The sequence below is a fragment of the Pseudomonas sp. 008 genome, from assembly GCF_016861935.1.
Taxonomy (GTDB): domain Bacteria; phylum Pseudomonadota; class Gammaproteobacteria; order Pseudomonadales; family Pseudomonadaceae; genus Aquipseudomonas.
The window spans coordinates 159,000-181,602 of record NZ_BOMA01000011.1 but is presented as its reverse complement, the minus strand read 5'-3'; the positions used below and the strand labels follow the sequence as shown (position 1 = coordinate 181,602).

General features: G+C 59.1%; 21 protein-coding genes. 11 read left to right on the top strand and 10 right to left on the bottom strand.

What is annotated here, in order from left to right; all coding sequences use genetic code 11:
• Nucleotides 1–95 precede the first annotated feature (95 nt).
• The 6 genes from JUI81_RS21975 to JUI81_RS21955 all read left to right on the top strand — a co-directional run bounded on the left by JUI81_RS21975 (nucleotide 96) and on the right by JUI81_RS21955 (nucleotide 2,709).
• Complete coding sequence (locus JUI81_RS21975) at nucleotides 96–416, top strand: YbjQ family protein (protein ID WP_204125026.1); 321 nt, start codon at nucleotides 96–98, stop codon at nucleotides 414–416.
• A 148-nt stretch (nucleotides 417–564) separates the two neighbouring features.
• Nucleotides 565–759 (top strand): hypothetical protein, encoded by a 195-nt coding sequence (locus JUI81_RS31860; protein ID WP_239077721.1) that lies wholly within the window; start codon nucleotides 565–567, stop codon nucleotides 757–759.
• 345 nt (nucleotides 760–1,104) lie between these two features.
• Nucleotides 1,105–1,470: a glycine zipper domain-containing protein gene (locus tag JUI81_RS21970; protein WP_019648242.1), complete on the top strand. Its 366-nt coding sequence runs from the start codon at nucleotides 1,105–1,107 to the stop codon at nucleotides 1,468–1,470.
• A gap of 193 nt (nucleotides 1,471–1,663) precedes the next feature.
• Entirely contained in the window at nucleotides 1,664–2,089 is a 426-nt protein-coding gene (locus JUI81_RS21965; protein WP_026331740.1) for a glycine zipper domain-containing protein, read from the top strand.
• A 129-nt stretch (nucleotides 2,090–2,218) separates the two neighbouring features.
• On the top strand, nucleotides 2,219–2,389 hold the full coding sequence (locus JUI81_RS21960) for a hypothetical protein (protein WP_204125025.1): 171 nt from the start codon (nucleotides 2,219–2,221) through the stop codon (nucleotides 2,387–2,389).
• A gap of 104 nt (nucleotides 2,390–2,493) precedes the next feature.
• Entirely contained in the window at nucleotides 2,494–2,709 is a 216-nt protein-coding gene (locus JUI81_RS21955) for a hypothetical protein (RefSeq protein ID WP_018925239.1), read from the top strand.
• 600 nt (nucleotides 2,710–3,309) lie between these two features.
• Here the strand turns inward: JUI81_RS21955 and JUI81_RS21950 are convergent.
• Nucleotides 3,310–3,699, bottom strand: a complete 390-nt coding sequence (locus tag JUI81_RS21950; protein WP_204125024.1) for a hypothetical protein — start codon at nucleotides 3,697–3,699, stop codon at nucleotides 3,310–3,312.
• 2 nt (nucleotides 3,700–3,701) lie between these two features.
• The gene (locus JUI81_RS21945) at nucleotides 3,702–8,561 is read right to left on the bottom strand and encodes an RHS repeat-associated core domain-containing protein (RefSeq protein WP_204125023.1); all 4,860 of its coding nucleotides are present in this window, start codon (nucleotides 8,559–8,561) and stop codon (nucleotides 3,702–3,704) included.
• A 262-nt stretch (nucleotides 8,562–8,823) separates the two neighbouring features.
• Here JUI81_RS21945 and JUI81_RS21940 point away from each other — a divergent pair, with 262 nt between their 5' ends.
• A complete protein-coding gene (locus JUI81_RS21940; RefSeq protein ID WP_018925242.1) occupies nucleotides 8,824–9,519 on the top strand; it encodes an HAD-IA family hydrolase in 696 nt (231 codons plus the stop codon).
• 89 nt (nucleotides 9,520–9,608) lie between these two features.
• Here JUI81_RS21940 and JUI81_RS21935 read toward each other — a convergent pair whose 3' ends face one another.
• On the bottom strand, nucleotides 9,609–10,355 hold the full coding sequence (locus JUI81_RS21935) for a 3-oxoacyl-ACP reductase family protein (protein ID WP_204125022.1): 747 nt from the start codon (nucleotides 10,353–10,355) through the stop codon (nucleotides 9,609–9,611).
• A gap of 124 nt (nucleotides 10,356–10,479) precedes the next feature.
• Here JUI81_RS21935 and JUI81_RS21930 point away from each other — a divergent pair, with 124 nt between their 5' ends.
• The gene (locus JUI81_RS21930; RefSeq protein WP_204125021.1) at nucleotides 10,480–11,403 is read left to right on the top strand and encodes a LysR family transcriptional regulator; all 924 of its coding nucleotides are present in this window, start codon (nucleotides 10,480–10,482) and stop codon (nucleotides 11,401–11,403) included.
• Between the two features lie 107 nt (nucleotides 11,404–11,510).
• Here JUI81_RS21930 and JUI81_RS21925 read toward each other — a convergent pair whose 3' ends face one another.
• The 3 genes from JUI81_RS21925 to JUI81_RS21915 form a co-directional block, all read right to left on the bottom strand.
• Nucleotides 11,511–12,239 carry an aspartate/glutamate racemase family protein gene (locus JUI81_RS21925; RefSeq protein WP_007942162.1) on the bottom strand — a complete coding sequence of 243 codons (729 nt, stop codon included), beginning with the start codon at nucleotides 12,237–12,239 and terminating at the stop codon, nucleotides 11,511–11,513.
• Nucleotides 12,240–12,296: 57 nt separating this feature from the next.
• A complete protein-coding gene (locus JUI81_RS21920; RefSeq protein ID WP_204125020.1) occupies nucleotides 12,297–13,838 on the bottom strand; it encodes an NCS1 family nucleobase:cation symporter-1 in 1,542 nt (513 codons plus the stop codon).
• Between the two features lie 504 nt (nucleotides 13,839–14,342).
• Nucleotides 14,343–15,083, bottom strand: coding sequence for a phosphoadenylyl-sulfate reductase (locus tag JUI81_RS21915; RefSeq protein ID WP_007942164.1), 741 nt, complete (start codon nucleotides 15,081–15,083; stop codon nucleotides 14,343–14,345).
• Nucleotides 15,084–15,254: 171 nt separating this feature from the next.
• Here JUI81_RS21915 and thrH point away from each other — a divergent pair, with 171 nt between their 5' ends.
• The gene (gene thrH / locus JUI81_RS21910; RefSeq protein WP_019579740.1) at nucleotides 15,255–15,872 is read left to right on the top strand and encodes a bifunctional phosphoserine phosphatase/homoserine phosphotransferase ThrH; all 618 of its coding nucleotides are present in this window, start codon (nucleotides 15,255–15,257) and stop codon (nucleotides 15,870–15,872) included.
• Nucleotides 15,873–16,039: 167 nt separating this feature from the next.
• On the opposite strand, the gene pabB is transcribed toward thrH, so the two are convergent.
• The 4 genes from pabB to JUI81_RS21890 all read right to left on the bottom strand — a co-directional run bounded on the left by pabB (nucleotide 16,040) and on the right by JUI81_RS21890 (nucleotide 20,686).
• Nucleotides 16,040–17,377 carry an aminodeoxychorismate synthase component I gene (pabB, locus tag JUI81_RS21905; RefSeq protein WP_019579741.1) on the bottom strand — a complete coding sequence of 446 codons (1,338 nt, stop codon included), beginning with the start codon at nucleotides 17,375–17,377 and terminating at the stop codon, nucleotides 16,040–16,042.
• Between the two features lie 245 nt (nucleotides 17,378–17,622).
• The gene (locus tag JUI81_RS21900; RefSeq protein ID WP_019579742.1) at nucleotides 17,623–18,609 is read right to left on the bottom strand and encodes an alpha-L-glutamate ligase-like protein; all 987 of its coding nucleotides are present in this window, start codon (nucleotides 18,607–18,609) and stop codon (nucleotides 17,623–17,625) included.
• Entirely contained in the window at nucleotides 18,609–20,144 is a 1,536-nt protein-coding gene (locus JUI81_RS21895; RefSeq protein WP_019579743.1) for an inactive transglutaminase family protein, read from the bottom strand. Before JUI81_RS21895 ends, JUI81_RS21900 begins: the two co-directional genes overlap by 1 nt.
• A gap of 5 nt (nucleotides 20,145–20,149) precedes the next feature.
• Nucleotides 20,150–20,686 (bottom strand): ATP-dependent zinc protease, encoded by a 537-nt coding sequence (locus JUI81_RS21890; RefSeq protein WP_019579744.1) that lies wholly within the window; start codon nucleotides 20,684–20,686, stop codon nucleotides 20,150–20,152.
• A 297-nt stretch (nucleotides 20,687–20,983) separates the two neighbouring features.
• Here JUI81_RS21890 and JUI81_RS21885 point away from each other — a divergent pair, with 297 nt between their 5' ends.
• On the top strand, nucleotides 20,984–21,706 hold the full coding sequence (locus JUI81_RS21885) for a GntR family transcriptional regulator (protein WP_007902102.1): 723 nt from the start codon (nucleotides 20,984–20,986) through the stop codon (nucleotides 21,704–21,706).
• Nucleotides 21,703–22,593 (top strand): methylisocitrate lyase, encoded by an 891-nt coding sequence (gene prpB / locus JUI81_RS21880; protein ID WP_018925250.1) that lies wholly within the window; start codon nucleotides 21,703–21,705, stop codon nucleotides 22,591–22,593. Before JUI81_RS21885 ends, prpB begins: the two co-directional genes overlap by 4 nt.
• The last annotated feature ends 10 nt before the right edge of the window (nucleotides 22,594–22,603 follow it).

Below are 22,603 nucleotides of genomic sequence, written 5' to 3'. Positions count from 1 at the left end.
TCAACCATTACTGGGGGTAATCCAGTTCCGGGCTTTTTGTTTTCATCACCTGGCTACCGAGGAATAATGCGCGCTTCTATGAAGAAGGACATCTCATGATCACCACCACAACCCACACCATCGAAGGTCGGCAAATCACCGCCTACCTGGACATCGTCAGTGCCGAGTCGGTGCAGGGCGTTAACGTGATTCGCGACATGTTCGCCGGGATGCGGGATTTTTTCGGTGGGCGTTCTCAGACGTTGGAGCGGGCATTGAAGGAGGCGCGGGTTCAGGCGACCGACGAGATTAAGGAGCGGGCGCGGGCGCTTCAGGCGGATGCGGTGGTGGGGCTCGATTATGAGATCAGCATGCCTGCCGGCAAGGGTGGGATGGTGGTTGTGTTTGTGACCGGGACGGCGGTCAAGCTGAGGTAGGTTGCTCGGTACTGGCCATTCGTCGGGCATGTAACGATCTGAATCACAAGTCTGGGAATGACCGGCTAGTCTCAAAAACCAGGGTGGTTGATATTTTTCAGGCAAAAAGGGCTTGCCGGTATCGACCCGTTTTGAGAGGAGCGAAGATATGACTGAGCCGTATATCGAAGACAACGGGGCAGAGTTTCCAATCAATGACTGTGTGCAGTGTGGTCAGACGGACTATGTACCGAGCTTCGGTGAAGACCGTATCAAAATAAACAAAATCAAATCTGCAGTGCCTAGGACCCGAGGGCCGAAATCGAAATTCATGCCCAAGCTGGGGGCGCCCTCCAGGAAGTAAATCGTAAACAGCACGAGCCCCGCCATCGAGCGGGGTTTCTTGTTTCTGAAGGGCAGGAAACGTGGCTCGACAGCCGTGCTGAGAAATTTCCTACATCTTTGTGAGCGTCGGTTTTTTTCACAAACTTTTCACACCGGCCTACGTAGGCTCAGCTCATCCGTTAGAAAGCAGTACCCTGGCCCGTCTCCCCAGCGGGCTTTTTTTTGCCTGTCATAAAACCTTTTGCATAAACGCTGTCCAACCGTCGCCAATGGCGAGGTTGTTCTGGTTTTGTGTCTGGACTTTCCCTCCGCTAAAGCATTCAATCTCCGGCCTTTCGGTTTCCACTTTTTTGAGGTTCTTGTTATGCGTTTGACACTGCCTGCTCTGGTTCTGGGCCTTTTGGTTGCTCAAGGTGCGATGGCTGCCGGCGACGGCACGGCCGCGCTCGGTGGTGGTCTGGGTGGTGCGTTGGGTAACGTGGTTGGCCAGAAAATGGGCGGCAGCACTGGCGCAGCGATTGGTGCTGGCGTAGCGGGTGCAGCCGGCAGCGCTGTTGCCGCACGTAAAGGCAGCCGCACCAAAGCGGCCATCGGCGGCGGTGTTGGCGCGGCGGGCGGTTCGATAATCGGTAACAGCTTGGGCGGCAAGAACGGCTCCACCATCGGCGCAGGCCTGGGTGGCGCATTGGGCGGCGGCGTAGGCAGCAACCTGTCCAAAAAGCGTCATTGATCCTGAAGGTCAGCTGAAAAAGCCCGGCTCAATGCCGGGCTTTTTCGTTTTGGAACGTTTCTGCATCATGTGGCTCAAATCTCATACAGTCGGTATTGGTTCTCTGTATAACAGACCCAGATGCAGGCTGATGCCTATCCGCGGCACGTTTCTTCCCCCAATGCGGAAATTAGAGGTGCATATCATGCGTTTCATGCGTTTGACATTGTCCACGGTGTTTTTGGGGCTTTTGGTCGCTCAGGGCGCAATGGCGGGCGGCAACGGTGACGCTGCAGTCGGCGGTGGTCTTGGCGGTGTTTTAGGCAACGTAGTCGGCGGGCAGTTGGGCGGCAGCACCGGGGCCGCGGTGGGCGCTGGCGTCGGCGGTGCGGCAGGCAGTGCGGTCGGTGCGCGCAAGGGCAGTCGCACAGAAGCGGCCGTCGGCGGTGGTCTCGGCGCGGCGGGTGGTTCGGTGATCGGCAACAGCCTGGGTGGCTCCACTGGTTCGGCCATTGGCGCAGGCCTGGGCGGCGCAGCCGGTGGCGCGGTGGGCAGCAGCATGGGTGATGACCGCGGCAGTTCGCATTCCGGTGGCGGCTACTACAAACACAAGCATAAAAATAAGTACAAGAATCACTAACTCGATATCGAGTGACAGTAAAAACCCGGCCGAGTGCCGGGTTTTTCGTTTCTATCAATAGGACTCCGGAACGATTGGCCGTAGGACGCCTCGAACTTAATATACACACTGAACGTTGTGAGACATGCCATGACTCCGGAAACTGAAGACAAGGAAGAAGAAGGCCCGATCAACGATCCTGGCAACGAAGATCCGGGGTCTCTGATGGACGACGCCACGGTGCCGCTCAACGATGCCGCTGACGCAGGCGATGTGGGCAACCTGGAGAATGATGAGTATGACGAGGAAGACGACGAGTGATTTTGTAGTCGGCCCGACCGATTGATCCCTCTGATCGAACCGCGTCTGTCGTGTTGGCCTCGAAAGGCAAGGATCTGCTTTTCGGGTCCATTGAGAGGTGCGTTATGAACGCTGATCCGAAAGACTCCGATATCGACGATACCCCCGAATATCCGCTGCCTTCGCCCACCAATTCGCTGCGCCGCGACCAGCGCCCGCCCGACGATGACGACACCGCTGTCGAACAGGTGCCCGCCGATGATGTGAGGCGCGGTAATGTGGAAGCCGACCCGGAAGACCCGGACATCGCCGGCGATGACGCCTCGGGCGAACCGAGCTGAAACCTGTGAGGTGGTGCATCGCCGATTGTCGATTGTGCGGCTCCTTTAAAAAGCGATCACCACCAGAGATCAGGTAAAGCACTCTTTAAAGGAGATGCACCATGATCAGGTCAAAATGGATGGCGCTTACGATGGTCGGCTTATTGTCGATCAGTTCATTGGCGGCGTTTGCTCAATCTACTGGTCGCGACGCACCGGTCGATAAGGGTGGGATGCCGCCCTACTCGGAAATGAATGCAGGTACCTCGGATGGGAAGGCGCTGCCACCGGACACCATTGGTGGTGGGAGTGGTGGTGATGTCAACGGGAGTAGCATCGACCCGGGGAAGGGCAGCGGGTCGGTGAGTGGTGGAAGTTCGATGGGGAGTGGTTCTGGAAGTGGGTCTGGAGGATCAGGTGGTTCTGGGCAAAGTGGACGCTCGGAAAGTTCTGACAGTGGGGAAGATGGTAGAACTGGTGGTTAGATTAAGGTCGAGTAGATATCGAAGCCCAGCAACCAGATGGGCTTTTCATATGAGTTGGTTTTTACGACCCCCCCAGCCCCCATGCTAGTGCCTAACTTCAAAGCTCGGAAATCTAGATGTGTATGTATCGGGTTCATTATGCTAATGATTCGAGCCAACGTTTGTAGAAATCCTTTTGTTGTTGAATGTCATGTGTGATGTCGTTTTCTTCGTAATCGAAGATGTTGACTACGTCTTCAGTTTCGGTTGGTTTTCCCATGTGAAGTTCATACGCTACGACTCCACCAGACATTTGTGATGACATGCGCGAGGGATGAACGTTAAGTTTTGAGCCTTTACACAGAAATTTTGTTTCTGGGAAGTCGGCTCGTAACAGACCAAGGCATAAGTAAAGATCAGGGGCTACGTATGTTTTTTTTAAGCCGTTTTTCATTGTGAAAGTTAGTGCCGATTTTTGCCGATCGCATTCGATCAAAACTTTCTCAGTGATACCTTGAGTGTATATAGATACTTCTACTATTTTCATGGTCACTTCCTGTTTGGGTTGGGGGTTGAGTAGCCCACATAGCTACCATCGGCGTTGACGGGGGTAACGCCGATAATGTCTCGGGTGTCAATTCCACCCGGAAAAGCAATTTCAACCTCACCCCTATGAGGGGACATCATGCCGAGTTTCTTATTCACATCTATTCCGCGAATATTCTTTATCACGTAAATAAATCCGGCTTCATATCCGTAGCCTGTAGCGAACTTTATTGCTTCCTTTTCGGATGTTGTAGTGCTGACAAATAGGCTGGGAGGGCTTCTGTTGTCCAGAGCATGCAGGTAGAGATCAGTACTATCACCCAAGGGCTCAAACCCAGCTTCAAAAATCTCCCAAGATTCCCGCGAGTCTCCACGGTACAAATACCGATTTCTTGGGGTAGGGAGACCGGGCTCCCCCAGAGCAGCTCTGGCGTCTACCGTCGGGTCTTTAATCCCGTCCGCCGGCCTACACCCATCCCCCCCAGGGCACTCACTCAACCCCAACGGATCAACCCAACCCGCCGGATTGCGCGTGTACTGATACCCGTTTAACCCACCCGCCAGCTTGCTCGGATCCGGGGTCAAATACCGCCCGACATCCGGATTGTAGTAGCGATGCCGGTTGTAATGCAGGCCGGTTTCCGCGTCGAAATATTGCCCTTGAAAGCGTAGCGGCTGGTCGAGGACCTGGTGGGTGTCGCGGTTGAGGCGGGTGAGGCGGCCATAGGCGGTGTATCGGGCGGCCCAGATGATGTCGCCGCTGTAGTCGGTGAGTTCTTGCGGGGTGCCGAGGTGGTCGAGTTGGTAGTAGAACGGACAGGCATGGCGCGGGCCCTTGCCGTCGAGCATGGCCAGTGGGCGGAAGCTGCCGGGTTCGTAGATGTAGCTGCGGTGGTGCTCGCTGCTGCTTTCGGCGACAAGGTTGTCGCCCTGCCAGAAAAACTCGGTGGTCTTGCCGTCGACGGTTTTGGCGATGCGGCGGCCGAAAGCGTCGTAGCGATAACTGGAGCAGCGGCCATCCGGAGTGGAGACGCCGACCAGCCGGTGCTGGCAGTCATAACGGTATTCGGTGACCAGTTTCTGTCCGGTGCCACGGCGCTCGCGGATCAGGTTGCCGAAGGTGTCGTAGTCGAAGTGGCGGTCGCCTTGCATCAACAGGCGATTGCCTTTGATCGTCGTCGGGCCGGGGCGGTCCTGCATCAGCAGGTTGCCGGCTGGGTCGTGGGTGTAGCTTTCCGGCTGTTGGTCGCGGGAGTGGCGCACGCGGATCAGGCGATTGAGCGGGTCGTACTGATAGCTGCGCTGGCCATGGCGGGTGTCGGCGATGCTGTCGAGGTTGCCATTGAGGCTGTAGGCATAGTCGCGGCGGTAGAGCGGATGTTGGTGCTGGCCGACAGCGTGGGCCTTCAGACGGCCCTGGTCGTCGTAGGCATATTCACTGAGCAGCAAACCCTGTTGGCGGTTTTGTTCGCGACCGGCGAGGAACGTATGTGAGGTCAGTCGTGTGCCATTGAGGTCGATGGCCGTCAGCGCACCGCCCTTGGCGTGGTGGTAGTCGAGTTTGCTGCCGTCCGGCAGGCGTAGGCGATTGAGCTGGCCGCAGGCGTCGTAGCCGTAACGCAAGGTACCCCAGCCCTGGTGCTCGGTGATCAGGCGGTCCTGCTGGTCGTACTCGAATTCCAGCGGATGATCGTGGCCGTCGTCGACGCTGGTCAGCCGGCCCAACGAGTCGTAGCGGTATTCGACCTGGATACCGTCGGGCAGGGTTTTGACCAGCAGTCGCCCGGCAGAATCCCGCTCGTAAGCGGTGATCAGCTGCGAGCCGTCATCACCGAACTCGGTTTTCTCCTGTAGATGACCATTGAGATCGTAGGCATACGCGGTACGACGGCCGTCGAAACCGGTTTCCTGTCGGATCAAGCCGTTGGGTGTGTAGTCCAGCCGATAGTGTTCGCCGGATTCGTTTTCGATTTCCGTCAGCAGCAGCTGCGCATTGTCGTAGCGGTACTGAAGCTGGGTGCCGTCGGGGTTGATCCGGCGGCTGACCAGGTGCAAATCGTCGGCGTATTCGTAGCAGGTGACGCGGCCCAGTTCATCGCGTTCGGCGGTGATCTTGCCGTAGGTGTTGTAGCTGAACCCGCGCACGGCCCCGGTGGGCAGCGTCGTCTGGATCAGTCGGCCGACGGCATCCCATTGGTACTGGGTAACGGCACCGTGTTCGTCCTGACGGGTAATCTGCCGCCCCAGCGCATCGTAGGAAAACCGCCGCTGCCCACCGTCCGGCAAGGTCTCTTCGAGCAACTGCCCCAAGGCATTCCAGACGAACACATGGCGACTGGTGTCCGGGTAGCGGATTGACAGTAGCCGGCCTTGTTCGTCGTAGTGGTAATGGGTGATCTGACCGTCGGGATCGGTCGCCTCGGTGACATCGCCCTGGGCATTGCGCTGGTATTTCCACACCGCCTGACCGCGATAGCGCGCATGCAGGAAACCGTTGCGATACTCGTAGGCCGTCGGTTCGTCCTGCGGTGGAATCAGTGTCACCAGCCGTCCGACGTCGTCGTAACGGTATTCGGTGACGGCCCCCAACGGATCCTGCTCAGCAATCAACCGCCCGCTGTCGTCGTAGCTTTTGAGCTGCTCACCGCCATCCAGTTCGACCCGGCGCACCAGTCGCGCCCGGTCGTCGTGGACGTAAACCTCTTCACTGCCGTCGATGTTCCGGACCGTGACGCTGCCCTGATCATCCCAGACATAGCGCGTGTCCATCTGCGCAAACGACGCCCAATGCCGCACGCAGCGTGCGGCCTTGCCAGACCGTTCCCACTCCCAGAAGAAACTCGCGCCACCGGCCAGTTGTCGCTGCAAAATTACATGGTGGTCGTCGTAGTCGTAACGCTCGCTTTCCCCAGCAGCATTGATCGCTTCGATCAAGCGCTGGCGGGCGTCATAGCGGTAGAAAGCCAGTGTTTGCTCTGTGCGCCAGGCTTCACCCAAGTCATCGCTGGGGTGAAACGACTGGTATTCGACGGCGATGAGGTGCCTGCGCTCGTAGCACAACAGCAGCGAACGACCGGCACCGTTGTCGAGGCGCTGGATGCGTTCCTGACGGTCGCGGGTGATGCGCAGGCGGTTGTTGTAGGCATCACTGATGGCGGTCAGCCGACCGTTGTGAAAGTGGTAGAACCGGCTCGTTTCGCCGGCCAGCGCGAGAATCAATTCCTCCGGCTCGTCTCCGAGGTAAATCGCTGCTCGCGACAGGCTGTTATGAATGGCCGGGCGCTCGACGCTCGGCAACGGGAACGTCGTACGACGGTTTTCATGGTCGATCCAGACGACCTGTTCAACGCCCAGCTCCAACCGCTGCGCCAGCGAATGGCTCCAGCCCCAGCCCAGCCCGCAATCGATTTCCACCGCGCTGGTGCGGTACAACCGGGTGAAGGCAAACGGCAGCAGCCCGTCCAGCGCACCGTCGGTCAGGGTCAGCAGTTCTTCGCCGCTGACCATCGACACAGGGCAGCCGTTGGTGCAGGTCAGTGCCGAGCAATCGGCGCTGTCGCCATTGGGGTTTTTCGCTTGATTCGGTGCATCGTCGTGGGGTTCGTGACGACCCAGCCGGGTTTTGGCGGCAGACTTGTCGCGGGCAATGGCGATCGGATTGTTCACGTGCACAACCGGTGAGTTGCCGGCGCTGATCTGCAGTGGAACCGTCGGCGCAGGTCTCAGCGGTGCATTGCGCGCGCTGACCACAAGCGGTTTGAGGACGCCAGCGTGGGCCGTCAGATCGGATTTGGCCGTCAGTTCGGCCAGTCGCAAACTGGCCGCCGCCAGCCATTGTCGAGCCCGCGGGGACTTGATTTTGTCCAGGACCCTGGCGCTCATGCCGAGATTCAGCCCCGTAGGGCCGGTGAGGCACATCAGCAGGAAACTGATCAATATTTCCGTACGAACTTGTGCCACGACTTCGGCGATGTACTGCGGCGGCAACATCCTCAGCCAACTGGTGAAGGCTGCGAGATGGATGAACATCAACGGCTCATCGCTCAGCATCAGCAACACATTGGCAATGGTTTCAGCCGAAGCGTTCAGCAGCGTCTCAAGCTCGCCTTGTGTCAGGTACTCAAGGAGTTTTTCGCTGCTGCCTTGCAGGTCCGCCACCAGGGCGTAGACCTGCTTCACGTCATCCCACAAACCGTGCAGCGAGCGCTCGAAACTGTGCCAGTCAGCCTGTTGCAGCAGGCCGTAGCGTTGGGTGAAACCTGCTTTGGAAAAATCTGCCCATAAAGGCTCGAATTCGCTCCTCCATTCGTTGCGCAACCAGCCTTCCAGCTCGCCGATCACGCCCTGATAGGAGGCGTAGAGCGCTTTGACGTGTTCAGTGGTGACATCGGGAAAGAAGGTGATGCGATAGCGATGGCCGCGCCAGCATTCGGGGATTTCGAGAATGCCGCTGGGGCCGATGGTTACGTGGACGGGCTCACTGAACGTCAGCTCACCGTTGCGCAGGGAGATAACCGGCTCAAGCATCACCGGCGTATCGCCGATCGGCACGAAACGCGCGGCTTCAAACATATGCACCAGGGTCAACGGACCGCTGGCCGGGCACACGGCGAGTGTCGAACTGACAGGCGCGGTGGAGTCCTTCGGTGCGCTGAGCCGGACTTCGTTGCCGACCTTGAACACTTGCTCGACGTTCAGCGCGCCACCGGTCCAGAAGTTTTCCGCCCAGGCCTCGTAATCGTTGAGGCAGAGTCGGAAATCACTGAGCAGCGCTTCGATGTTCGGCTGCTCGGGGGTCATGGCGGCGACCACCAACAGACCGATGGCGTTGTTCAAGGCCAGGACCTTGTCAGGTTCGAACATTCGCAATCCCTCGCGCAGATCAATGTGGAGCGAGAGACTTTGCGGGGGATCAAAAAGGAAAGAAGTCGGGAAAGGAGGTGTTTGGTGTAGGGGAAATCGCTAAATCATCATGGCGCCCTTGGCAGAGGATTTTGTATCCGCCAGGCATTGCCCGTTGCTCTCGACCAATCGCGCTCGCTATGCTGCTGAACCCTTTAATCCATCACGGATCCGGCCATACCTGAGCCGCCCTGAGATGTCGTGAGAAAACGGATCAGATGCGATGAGTGCACCCTTGGATGAGTTCGGTCCGATCAAGGCCGTGATTTTCGATATGGACGGTTTGCTGCTGGACACCGAGGGCATTTACACCGAGGTCACGTCCATCATTGCCGAGCGTTATGGGCGGACCTTCGACTGGAGCGTCAAACAGAACATCATTGGCCGTGGCGCGGGTGATCTGGCGCGCTATGTGGTCGAGGCGCTGGACCTGCCGATCACCGCCGAAGAGTTTTTGGTGATCCGCGAGCCCTTGATGCGCGAGCGTTTTCCGACGGCGCTGGCGATGCCCGGCGCGGAGGAACTGGTTCGGCACTTGAAAGCCAACAACATTCCTATCGCGGTGGGCACCAGTTCTTCGCGTCAGTCGTTTGGTCAGAAAACCACCTTGCACCGCGACTGGTTCGCGCTGTTCGACTTCATCGTCACCGCTGATGACCCGGAAGTAGGTGCAGCGAAACCGGCGCCGGATATTTTCCTGACGGCGGCGCGACGCCTTGGGGTCGCGCCCCGGGATTGCCTGGTATTCGAGGATTCGCCGTTCGGCGTCACTGCAGCCAAAGCGGCAGGAATGACGGCGATTGCGGTCCCGGATGCGGCGATGGCCGACGAAAAGTACGCACACGCCGATGGCATTCTTCGTACGTTGAAGGCGTTCAAGCCCAGTGCATGTGGCTTGCCGGCGCTTGAATGGGGCTGATCATTCGGTAGTCCCTGAGACAAAAGTCCCTGACACAAAAAAACGCCGGCAATTGATTGCCGGCGTTTTTGTTTCAATCGAGCGGTGTGTCAGGCGCCGAAACCACCGTCGATGGTCAGGCTGGCACCGGTGATGTAGCCAGCTTCGGGACCTGCGAGGTAAGCGACGAAGCTGGCGATTTCTTCCACGTTGCCGTAACGACCCACAGCCATCAGCGGGATCAGGCTATCGGCGAAGTCGCCGCTGGCGGGGTTCATGTCAGTGTCGACCGGGCCCGGTTGCACGTTGTTGATGGTGATGCCCCGTGGGCCGAGGTCGCGAGCCAGGCCTTTGGTCAGGCCGACCAGCGCCGATTTGCTCATGGCGTACGGGCCGCCACCGGCGAAGGGCATGCGCTCGGCATTGGTGCTGCCGATGTTGATGATGCGACCGCCTTCGGTCATGTGGCGGGCGGCTTCCTGGGTGGCGATGAACACGCTTCTTACGTTGATGGCCAGGGTCTGGTCGAAGTCTTCGAGTTTAAAGTCCTCCAGCGGTGCGACGGCCAGAACGCCTGCGTTGTTGACCAGGATGTCCAGGCGACCGAAGGCCTCGACGGTGGCGTTGACCGCATTGCGAATAGCAACGGCATCGGCGCTGTCGGCCTTGATGGCCAGGGCTTTGCCGCCGGCGGAGATGATGCTGTTTTGCAGGTCTTCGGCTTTGGCGGTAGAGCTGACATAGGTGAAGGCGACGGCTGCGCATTCTGCGGCCAGGCGTTTGACGATGGCAGCACCGATACCGCGTGAACCGCCTTGAATCAGAGCTACTTTACCGCTGAGGTGTTGAGTGGTCATGTCGATCTCCAGAAGTTCAAGGCAGGCTGCCTTGTTGTCGGAGTCGAGTATCGGCTTCGCATTACCCGGCGGGTAGACCGTGATTGCTATAGTCTGTGTAAACCAGAAGTTTATAGTGACGCTTATGGAAACCTTCAGCAGTATCGAATGCTTCGTGCGCAGCGCTGAGGTCGGCAGCTTCGCCGAGGCTGCGCGACGCTTGAGTCTGACACCTGCTGCGGTGGGCAAGAGCGTCGCCAAGCTGGAGGCGCGACTTGGTGTGCGGCTGTTCCAGCGCAGCACGCGTAGCTTGACGCTGACCGAGGCCGGTCAGCTGTTTCTCGGCGAAGTCAGCGCCAGCTTGCACACGATCCAGAATGCCGTGGCCAACCTGGCCAGCGCCGAAGGACGTCCGGCGGGAACGCTGAAGGTCAGCATGGGCACGGTGTTCGGGCGCTTGTACATCGTGCCGTTGCTCGGAGAGTTTTTGCGGCGCTTTCCGGCGATCAACCCGGACTGGCATTTCGATAACCGTCAGGTCGACCTGATCGGCCAGGGGTTCGATGCGGCGATTGGTGGTGGATTCGAACTGCCCCAGGGTGTGGTGGCGCGCAAGCTGACGCCCGCCCATCGGGTGCTGGTGGCTTCAACCGAGTATCTGGCAATGCACGAGGCGATCGTCGAACCTGACGACCTCCAGCGCCACGATGGCATCCTGATACGGTCGCCGCAGACGGGGCGTGTGCGTTCCTGGCAGTTGACCTGTCGCAACCGGCAACACAGCCCGCTGATGCTCAAGGCGCGAATGACCATGAGCGATTCGGAAGCGGCCTGCGCGGCGGCGACCCAGGATTTGGGCATTGCATTGGTGAGCCTGCCGTTCGCCGTGGGCTATCTGGACGCCGGGACCTTGCAGCGGGTGTTGCCCGACTGGTACGTCGACGATGGCAACATCTCCATCTATTACGCCGAGCACAAACTGCTGCCGGGCAAGACCCGGGCGTTTGTCGATTTCATCATCGAGCAGTTTGCGCAGCAGGGGTTGGGGCAGCGGTTCAGTGCAGTTTGAGCCCGGCTTGGGACCGAGGTATGGCCATCGCGGGCAAGCCACGCTCCCACAGAGTGATGCAAACCCCTGTAGGAGCGAGGCTTGCCCGCGAAGAACGATAACGCGGTCTAGCGCCCAAACCGCCCAGGCCAACCAATAATGGTCTTCGGCCGAGGCGTCGCATACGTCCGTACTTTCGACGTCGACAACCCCAGCCGCACCAGCGATTCGGCAATGGTCACCGCCGCCGTCACGCCATCCACCACCGGTACACCGGTGCGCTGACGAATCTGCTCATCCAGCCCGGCCATGCCGCCACAGCCCAGGCAAATCACCTCGGCCTTGTCCTCGCTCACCGCCAGTTCCGCCTGGCGGACAATCGCCTCCAGCGCACGCTCTGGATCGGACTCCAGCTCCAGCACCGCCAACCCACTGGCCCGCACCGATGCACAACGATCCCAGAGCCCGGAGAGTTTGAGGCGATCCTCGATCAGAGGCACGGTTCGGTCCAGTGTGGTCACCACCGAATAGGCATGGCCGAGGAACATCGCGGTGCTGGCGCCGGCATCGGTGATGTCCACCACCGGCACGTTGAGCAACTCCTGCAAACCTTCGCGGCCGTGCTCGCCATAGCCGGCCTGGATTACCGCATCGAAGGGCTGATCGTACGACATGACCCGGTCCATCACGGCGATGGCGGCCAGGTAGCTTTCGAAATTGCCTTCGATGGAGTCGGCGCCGAAATGCGGGGTCAGGCCGATGATTTCCGTGCCGGGCGCGGCCACGGACTGTGCTTGACGGGCGATGGCTTGGGTAATGGATTCGGTGGTGTTGACGTTGACCACGAGAATTCGCATGGGAGGTCCTTATAGCGAGGTGGTTTGCGTCCCGATGTCACTGGGCCGCCGAGAGGATTAATGGCTGACGTTATCGACCGCGATGGCTTCACCGCTGACATCGGCGTAGTAAGGCTGCCGTTTGGCGATGATCAGGTAGAGCATCCCTGCAATCCCGGCGCCAATCAGCCAGGAGAATGGCGAGACGCTGTCGAAACCTGGCACCAGGGCCAGGACAATGGCGATCAAGGCGGCCGGAATGAACGCCGCCACGGCGCGCAAATTGACCCCACGGCTGTAGTAATAATCGCCATCGGGATCTTCGCTGTACAACTGCGGCACGTTGATCCGGCCTTTTCGTACCTGCCAGTAGTCGACCATGATCACCCCGTACAACGGGCCGAGCAGGGCGCCGAGGCCCGACAGGAAATACACGATCACCAGCGGGCTGTTGTAGAGGTTCCACGGCAGGATCAGCACAGCGATGGTCGCGCTGATCAGCCCGGCGCGGCGAAAGGTCAGGTATTTTGGCGCCAGATTGCTCAGGACAAAGGCCGGGGCCACGAAGTTGGCCATGATGTTCACCGCCACGGTGACAATCAGGAACGCCAGACAGCCGAGTACCAGAAAGAAGGTATTGGGAATTGACGCGATGATCTCGGTCGGGCTTTCGATGATCCGGCCATTGATCTGAAATTGCGCACCGCACAGCAGGACGGTGATCCCGGCGAATACCAGAATGTTGACGGGCAGGCCCCAGAAATTTCCGACCCGGATGGTCTTGCGGCAGGGAGAAGAGCGGGCGAAGTCGCAGAAATTGAGGATCAGCGTGCCGTAGATCGACAGCCACAAGGCGCCGCCGGCAAAGATATTGCGCCACATCTCACCGCCACTCAGCGGTTCGCGAATCGACCAGGCGATGGTGGCGTTGGCCTGGAAGTACATCCAGCCGGCGAGGGCGGCGACGGTCAACAAAATCACCGGGCCGGCAAACGCCTCGTAGCGTCGCACCATTTCCATGCCATAGGCCAGGATCACCAACTGCACGAACCAGATCGCCACGAAACACACCCAGCCCAGGCTCGACAGCCCGAGTATCGAATTGTGGTCGTAATCGGCGAGTCCGGGATGCACCGCCGTCAGCAATACGCGAAAGACCACTGACGCCAGGTACGTCTGAATTCCGAACCAGGCAATGGCGATAACGGCGCGAATCAATGCAGGAATCTGCGCCCCATGGATGCCGAAACTGATCCGGCTGATCACCGGAAACGGCACCCCGGTTTTCTGGCCCATGTAACCGGAAAGGTTCATGAAGCAATACACCAGCGCCGCACCGATTCCCAAGGACAGCAGAATCTGCCAGCCGCTCAGGCCCAGTGCATACAAGCCAATGGCAAAGGAGTAGTTGGCAATGTTGTGCACATCGTTTGTCCACAGGGCAAATATGCTGTAACGACCCCAGCGCCGACCTTCGGCCTTGGTCGGTGCAAGATCCTTATTGTGCAAGCGGGGGCTGAGCACGACGGGTGGTTGAAACGTTTGATCGTGAATCACGGAGGTAGAAAGAGGAGAGGGCAGATCCAGCGCAATATTGTTATTGGGGAGGCTAGTACGCATTCCGGCAGGCTCCTGAAGCTCGTTGCCGCGATGACTGTGCATGAGCGTGGGCTCGACAAATCTTCGTCGCGGATGCAAGAGCGTCATTGGTTACGGGGCATCTGCAGCCTGTACGGGATAGGGCGCTTCAGGCTTGCGGATCTAAAGTGTGTGTATGTTTTTGTATTTATTGTATACAAAACATGTGTTCACTTAAGCCAGATGTGTGCCAGTTGGTGATCTATAAAATTTAAGGCTAATTTCGTTTTGTTATTGATCGAAGATAAGTAGTTGAAAAAAAGACGATATAAATTGACCGATTGAACAGGTATTTATTTTTGGCGGGTTTTGTCGGAATGTTCGACTGAGGAAGTCAGGACAGGGGAATGTAACTTTTTGGGGCGCTGAAACTGAAAGTGCACACAGATATGGCACTTATGGTGACATTTCTGTGTACACTTTTTTAAAGTAAAACCATCACAGGCTTCGCCAGCTCCTGCAGGAGCTGCTACGGGCTGCGATCTTTTAAGCTTTGGACTTGCTGATGATGTTCCCGGCATGCAGCCCGCATTCTTTCTGCGTAGCTTCTTCCCACCACCAACGACCTTCGCGCTCATGCTGGTTCGGCAGTACCGGACGGGTGCAAGGCTCGCAACCAATGCTGATGAATCCGCGTTCATGCAGGCTGTTGTACGGCAGCTCCAGCATGCGGATGTAACCCCAGATCTCTTCGCTGGTCATCTGTGCCAACGGGTTGAACTTGTACAGGGTACGTTCCGGGGTGGAAAACGCGGTGTCGATTTCCAGCACCGCGACGGCGCTGCGGGTGCCCGGGCTCTGGTCCCGACGCTGGCCGGTGGCCCAGGCGGTCACGCCAGACAGTTTGCGGCGCAGCGGCTCGATCTTGCGAATGCCGCAGCACTCGCCATGGCCATCTTTATAGAAACTGAACAGGCCTTTTTCCTTCACGAAAGGTTCGAGCTTGCTGTAGTCCGGCGACACCACTTCGATATCGATCTTGTAGTGCTCGCGCACCTGCTCGATGAAGCGGTAGGTCTCGGGGTGCAAGCGGCCGGTGTCGAGACTGAACACTTTGACGTTCTTGTTCAGCTTCCAGGCCATGTCCACCAGCACCACATCCTCGGCGCCGCTGAAAGATATCCACAGGTCATCGCCGAACTCGGCAAACGCGAGTTTCAGGATGTCCTGGGCGGATTTGTTGGCATAGGTCGTGGCGAGTTCCACGACATCGAACGATGGGCTCATCAGGGCGGCTTCCTACAGGTCGGTGGCGCTGGGCGCTCTATATGCGTCGATGGTAACAAAATCCTGCGGTGGCTGGCGCGTCCTCTGCGTTGCACGGAGGGGGGCGAGTCGCTAGAGTTCGGCAGTCCTTTTGCTCGCTCGACTCATAAACAATACCAATGGGAGTGTCTTGTGGAAATTGCCTGTCTGGATCTTGAAGGTGTGCTGGTCCCGGAAATCTGGATCGCCTTTGCCGAAAAAACCGGGATCGAGTCCCTCAGGGCCACCACTCGGGACATTCCCGACTACGACGTGTTGATGAAGCAACGTCTGCGGATTCTCGACGAGCATGGCCTGAAGCTCTCCGACATCCAGGAAGTGATCGCCACGCTCAAGCCTCTGGAAGGCGCCAGTGAATTTGTCGACTGGCTGCGTGAGCGCTTTCAGGTGGTGATTCTGTCGGACACCTTTTACGAATTTTCCCAACCGCTGATGCGTCAACTGGGCTTCCCTACGTTGCTCTGCCATCGTCTGATCACTGACGATACCGGTCGGGTCACGGGCTATCAGTTGCGTCAGAAAGATCCCAAGCGTCAGTCGGTTTTGGCGTTCAAGAGCCTCTACTACCGAGTGATCGCGGCGGGGGATTCCTACAACGACACGACGATGCTGGGCGAGGCGGATGCCGGGATTCTGTTCCATGCGCCGGACAATGTGATTCGCGAGTTCCCGCAGTTCCCTGCGGTGCACAGCTTTGCCGAGTTGAAGCAGGAGTTTATCAAGGCTTCGAACCGGGCATTGAGTTTGTAAACACAACACTGTGGCGAGGGGGCTTGTCGGAACGCCGCATCGCCCCGTTCGGCTGCGAAGCAGTCGCAAACCGGTGCATGCGTTCTATTTGAAAATTCGCGGTGTCGGATTTTAGGGGCGCTTCGCACCCCAACGGGGGCAAGCCCCCTCGCCACAGAAGTGCGATATCAGAGGTTCTGCAACGTTTCGAGCAGCACCTTCACCTTGGTGATCGATTCCTGATACTCCGCCTGCCAATCCGAATCCGCGACGATCCCGCCGCCGCCCCAGCAGCACACCTGCCCATCCTTGACCAACAAACTGCGAATGGCGATGGAACTGTCCATCTCCCCGCGCACGTCCAGATACAGCAATGAACCGCAATACAACCCGCGACGGGTCGGTTCCAGTTCATCGATGATCTGCATGGCGCGAATTTTTGGCGCGCCGGTAATCGAGCCGCCGGGGAAGCTGCCGGCGATCAAGTCCAGTGCGTCCTTGTCATCCGCCAGTTCGCCGGTAACGCTGCTCACCAGGTGATGCACGTTCGGATAGCTTTCCAGGCTGAACAGCTCCGGCACCCGTACCGAGCCGATACGGCAGGTACGACCCAGATCGTTGCGCAGCAAGTCGACGATCATCAGGTTTTCCGCGCGATCCTTGGGGCTGGCCAGCAGTTCGGCGGCGTTCGCTGCATCTTCGGCAGCGGTCAGCCCGCGGGGGCGAGTGCCTTTGATCGGGCGGGTTTCGACGTGGCGCTCGCTGACTTTGACGAAGCGCTCCGGCGACAGGCTCAGCACCGCGTCGCCGTCGGGCAGGCTCTGGAAGCCGGAAAACGGTGTCGGGCAAGCCGCCCGCAGCGCGCAATAGGCCGCCCACGGATCGCCCTGGCATTGGGCGCGAAAGCGCTGGGCGAAGTTGACCTGATAGCAGTCGCCAGCCTGGATGTACTGCTGAATGCGTTCGAAGGCTTGCCGATAGTCGTCAGCGCTCAGGTCGGCACTCATCGGGCCGTCCAGCTTGAACGGCTGGATGTTCTCGGTGGTGGGCTGAGTGAACAGTTCGATCAGTCGTTGTCGCTCGCTATCGATCAGCGTCGGGTGGAACACCAGTTGACTGGTGGCCTGGTGGTGATCGCTGATCAGCGCCCAGTCATACAGCCCGAAGCGTGCGTCGGGCAATTGCAGATCGTCCCGCGCCAGGCTCGGCAGGTTTTCCAGATGCCGGCCGAAGTCGTAGCTCAGGTAGCCGATCAGGCCGCCGGCGAAGGGCAGGTCGTCAGAGACGGTTGCTTCACCGAGCCGTGTAAGGTTGTTGCGAAGGCGTTGCAGGAAATGGCTGCCGCTTTCATCCGGCAACACGGCCAGTTGCTCCAGCGGCCAGGCGCTGAGCAGGTCAAAACGCCCACGCTCGGCGCTCGGCCGGCCGCTGTCGAGCAGCACGGCACCGGGGGCATGACGAATCGCCGCGAAGTACTCGGCGGGGTTGGCGCGATAGGGCAGCGGGTGTACAGAACAGGTCAACATGGGCGGGGCAGATCAGCCAACGAGGCGGGGGAGCGATTGTAGTCCTCTGCAGGATTTGCTCCTAGAGGGGATGTCGGGGATTGGCAGGTTGAGAGCAGCTGCGCAAGACCTGTGGCGAGGGGGCTTGCCCCCGTTGGGTTGCGCAGCGACCCCACGTCATTCTCCCCCGGTGTATCAGATAACCCGCATTAGCCGGTTTTACGACTGCTGCGCAGCCGAACGGGGGCAAGCCTCCTCGCCACAGGTCAGCCCTCAACCGCCGGAATATGCCCAAACAATTCCTGAACGAACGCCACACGTTCCTGCGCCGTTTCGGTGATCCCGCGCGCCTTCAGCTCTTCGAGTCGCGCCTCGACCGCGTGGGTACGCAACGTCAGCCCGCAATCGTTGGCGATCTGAATGTTCAACCCAGGCCGGGCATTGAGCTCAAGAATCAGCGGCCCTTTCTCCTGGTCAAGCACCATGTCGACACCGATGTAGCCCAGCCCGCACAGCTCATAACAGCCGGCGGCCAGTTTCATGAAGCCGTCCCAGTAGGGCAGTTGCACGCCGTCTACCGCGTTGGTGGTGTCCGGGTGTTTGTTGATGATGTTGTTCAGCCAGGTGCCGCGCAATGTCAGGCCGGTGGCCAGGTCGACACCGACGCCGATGGCGCCCTGGTGCAGGTTGGCCTTGCCGCCGGACTGTCGGGTCGGCAGGCGCAGCATGGCCATCACCGGATAGCCCATCAGCACGATGATGCGGATGTCCGGCACACCTTCATAGCTGATGCTTTTGAAGATCTGGTCCGGGGTCACGCGGTATTCGATCAGTGCACGGTCGCGGTGCCCGCCCAGGGAGTACAGGCCGGTGAGGATGCTCGAGATATGGTGCTCGAGTTCCTCATGGGCGATGATTTTGCCGGACACTGTGCGATAGCGCCCCTCGAACCGGTCGGCAACCACAATGATGCCGTCGCCGCCGGCGCCCTGGGCCGGTTTGATCACGAAGTCGGTGCGCCCGCCGATGATCTCCTTGAGGTTATCGATTTCCTTCTCGGTGGAGATCACGCCGTACAGCTCCGGCACGTGGATGCCGGCGGCGATGGCGCGCTCCTTGGTGATGATCTTGTCATCGACGATCGGGTACAGGCTGCGCTTGTTGTACTTGAGCACGTAGTCGGCGTTACGCCGATTGATCCCCATGATGCCCCGGGCCTCCAGGGCTTTCCAGGTCTTCCAGAGACCGAACATCAGGCGTCAGCCTCCTTCAGGAAAGCCTTGAAACGCACCAGCTCGGTCAGGCGGTAGCCGCGATAGCGACCCATGGCCAGCATGAAACCCACCAGGATCAGCAGGACCGCCGGGAAGGTGAACACGAAGTACACCAGCTCCGGCACGCTCATGATCAGGTGCGCCAGGGAGGCGGCGAACAGCGTGCCGATCGCTACTTTCATGGCATGGCCGCCGCCGCGCTCTTCCCAGGTGATCGACAGGCGTTCGATGGTCATGGTCAGAATCACCATCGGGAACAGCGCCACCGACAACCCGCGCTCCAGGCCGAGTTTGTGGCTGAACAGACTGATGGCTGCGATCAGCACCACCACGAAGGTCAGCACCACCGACAATCTCGGCAGCATTTGCAGTTTCAAGTGTTCAAGGTAGGAGCGCAGCGACAGCCCCAGCGCCGTGATGATGGTAAATAGCACGATGCCGAAGCCGAGTTGGGTTTCCCGGAAGGCGAGGGCGATCAGCACCGGGGTAAAGGTGCCGAGTGTCTGGATGCCGATCAGGTTGCGCAGGATCAGGATCACGAGCACGCCGATCGGGATCATCACCATGATCATGAAGGTCTGCTGGGTTTCCAGCGGCAGGCCGTACAGCGAGTAATCGAGGAAATTGGCGTCGGAGTTCTCGTCGGTCAGCTTGGCCAGGCGAATGGCGTTCATTTCGCTGTTGTTCAGGCTGAAGGTGACGTTGGCTTTCTTGCCGCCATCGACGGTGATCAGGTTTTCATCGCCGGTCCACCACAGCAAGCGGTCGGTGGGCAGTCCCTGTTCGCCGGTTTCCGGGTTGAAGTACAGCCAGTCGGTGCCGTTGAAGCTGCGCAGCCAGAGTTCAGGCGTTTGCGGCTGATCGGCCACCAGGCGGATGGTATGGACCTTTTCCACCGGCACGTGGGCGATGGACAGAACCAGCTCGACGATTTTGGCTTTGTTCGCGGTGGACGGATCGCCGGCCAGCAGCAGTTTCACGTTGTCGTCGTTGAGGTTGTTGACACGCTTGATGGCTTCGCCGATGAAAGTTTCGACGTCAGCCGAATGCTGGCGGATCGGCGCGAGCAAGGCTTCGGCGGCGATTTTTTCCGGGCCTTCGACGGCGATGCTGTCGCGGAAGGTCGCCCCTTTGACCTTGGATTTTTCGCCGGTGTAGCGCTTGGTCAGCACCAGGCGGTAATAAAGGGTCTGGTTGCCCTTGGCCCGACGCGCCGACCAGGTGACCTTGCGGTTGCCGTCGACACGGTTCACTGCCACACCGTAGTTATTGGAAATGAAACTCTCGTTAAGGCTCACGTAGTCGCGGCTCAGCGGCGGTACGAACATCTGGATCTTGATCGGGTCTTTGGCGTTGGCGACGAACTCGACCTTGGCGTCGATGTTCCACAAGTCATCGGTGGCGTCTTCAGTCACCGGAATACCGAGCACGAAAATCTGATAGGCCGTAACTGAAATGCCCAGCACCACCAGGATGGCGATCAGCAATTTCAGATGGAGGGTAAGAGAGCGCATTGGAATTACTCTGCGGTATGTGCGTCGGTGGCGCAGGCAGGTTTGCCAGCAGCGTATTTAAGACTTGGATCGACCAGCGCATCGAAACGCTTGAGTGCCTCGGAGCCGATCAAGAGCGGGTATTGGAAGGCACTGCGGTCAGTCAGGTTCACTTCAATACTGCGTAAAGCCGACCCCATGCAGATATCCAGCTCGATGACCGGACGGGCGGTGTACTTCTTGCCTTCTTCCGGGTCGTAGTCGCCGGCCCGGCGCTTGATCTTGCTGACACGGGCCAGCGGTCGTTCAATCGGGTGCGAATGCGCGGCGTCGATGGCCAGATAGAAGCGCACCCAGGATTCGCCATTGCGTTTGAACCGTTTGATGTCGCGGGCGCTCAGCGAGGCGGTTTTCGCCCCGGTGTCGAGTTTGGCAGCAACTTCCAGGTTGATGCCATCCAGCGACGCGTACTCATTGAGGCCGTACACAGTCTTTTCCCCTGCGGCGGCAAAACCTGACAGGCCAAGAAGACAAAGAAATGTGGTGAAGAGCTTGAGTCTCATAAATCCTGATGCGCAGCGGTCCGTTCTTCAATTCAAGGCCCTGGCATTGCTGCACAAGCTCCCTCGTATGCCTATCCTTTTTTTATGACAGGCAATGCAGATGACAAGCAAATGCGGGCGGCATTCTAGCACGGTGGTTTTACGGCGCCAGCGCTGGCGGACGGCTGTAATCGGGGGTGCTGCTTCTTTATGGTGCAAGCGGTTATTAGACGATTGTCGACAATATCTATTTATCCTTTGACGTAACCGGCCTTATTCGCTAATTTTTGCGACACTGCTTTTAAAGGTGTCGACAATATGCTGGATCAACTCGATCCCCCGGTCACGGTTCAGGACGACTCGGAAACACTTTCCGAAAACGTCTTCCGACGCATTCAGGCGGCCATCGTCAAGGGTGAGATCGCCCCGGGCAGCAAGATCTCCGAGCCGGAGCTGGCGCGCACCTACGGCATCAGCCGCGGGCCGTTGCGTGAGGCGATCCACCGACTGGAAGGCCAGCGCCTGCTGGTTCGCGTGCCGCACGTCGGGGCGCGGGTGGTGTCGTTGAGTCACGCCGAATTGCTGGAACTCTACGAAATCCGCGAATCCCTGGAAGGCATGGCTTGCCGTCTGGCGGCTGAACGCATGACCGTTGAAGAAATCGACGAGCTGCGCCGGGTGCTGGAAACCCACGAGCGCGATGCGGCGTTTCAGGCAGGCGTCGGCTATTACCAGCAGGAAGGCGATTTCGACTTTCATTACCGGATCATCCAGGGCAGCGGCAACCGCACCCTGACCCAGATGCTCTGCGGCGAGCTCTATCAACTGGTGCGCATGTACCGCATCCAGTTTTCCACCACGCCCAATCGGCCACGCCAGGCGTTTGCCGAGCACCACCGAATTCTCGATGCCATCGCCGACCGTGACGGTGAGCTGGCCGAGTTGTTGATGCGCCGTCACATCGGCGCCTCCAAACGCAATATCGCCCGTCACTACCAGGACGGCGCTAACCCGACAGCCACTGAACGAGGTGAGTCATGAGTTCCAACAAGAGCACTCCAGGCCAGCGTTTCCGCGATGCGGTCGCCAGCGAACATCCGCTGCAAGTGGTCGGCACGATCAACGCCAACCACGCGCTGCTGGCCAAGCGCGCCGGTTTCAAGGCTATTTACTTGTCGGGGGGCGGGGTGGCTGCCGGCTCCCTCGGCGTGCCGGACCTGGGCATTACCGGCCTGGATGACGTGCTGACCGACGTGCGCCGCATCACCGACGTTTGCGACCTGCCGCTGCTGGTGGACGTGGACACCGGTTTCGGTTCCTCGGCGTTCAACGTCGCCCGTACCGTCAAGTCGATGATCAAGTTCGGCGCGGCGGCAATTCACATCGAAGACCAAGTCGGCGCCAAGCGTTGCGGTCATCGTCCCAATAAAGAGATCGTCTCGCAGCAGGAAATGGTCGACCGTATCAAAGCTGCCGTCGATGCCCGCACCGACGACAGCTTCGTGATCATGGCCCGCACCGATGCCCTGGCGGTGGAAGGTCTGGAGTCTGCACTGGATCGCGCGGCCGCGTGCATCGAGGCCGGCGCCGACATGATCTTTCCGGAAGCCATCACTGAGCTTGAGATGTACAAATTGTTCGCCAGCCGCGTGAAAGCGCCGATCCTGGCCAACATCACCGAATTCGGCGCGACACCGCTGTACACCACCGAGCAACTCGCCGGTGCCGATGTGTCGCTGGTGCTGTACCCACTGTCGGCGTTCCGCGCGATGAACAAGGCTGCCGAAAACGTCTACACCGCGATCCGCCGCGACGGCACGCAACAGAACGTCATCGACACCATGCAGACGCGCATGGAGCTTTACGATCGTATCGATTACCACACGTTCGAGCAGAAGCTCGATGCGTTGTTTGCGGCGAAGAAGTAATGAAAGCCCT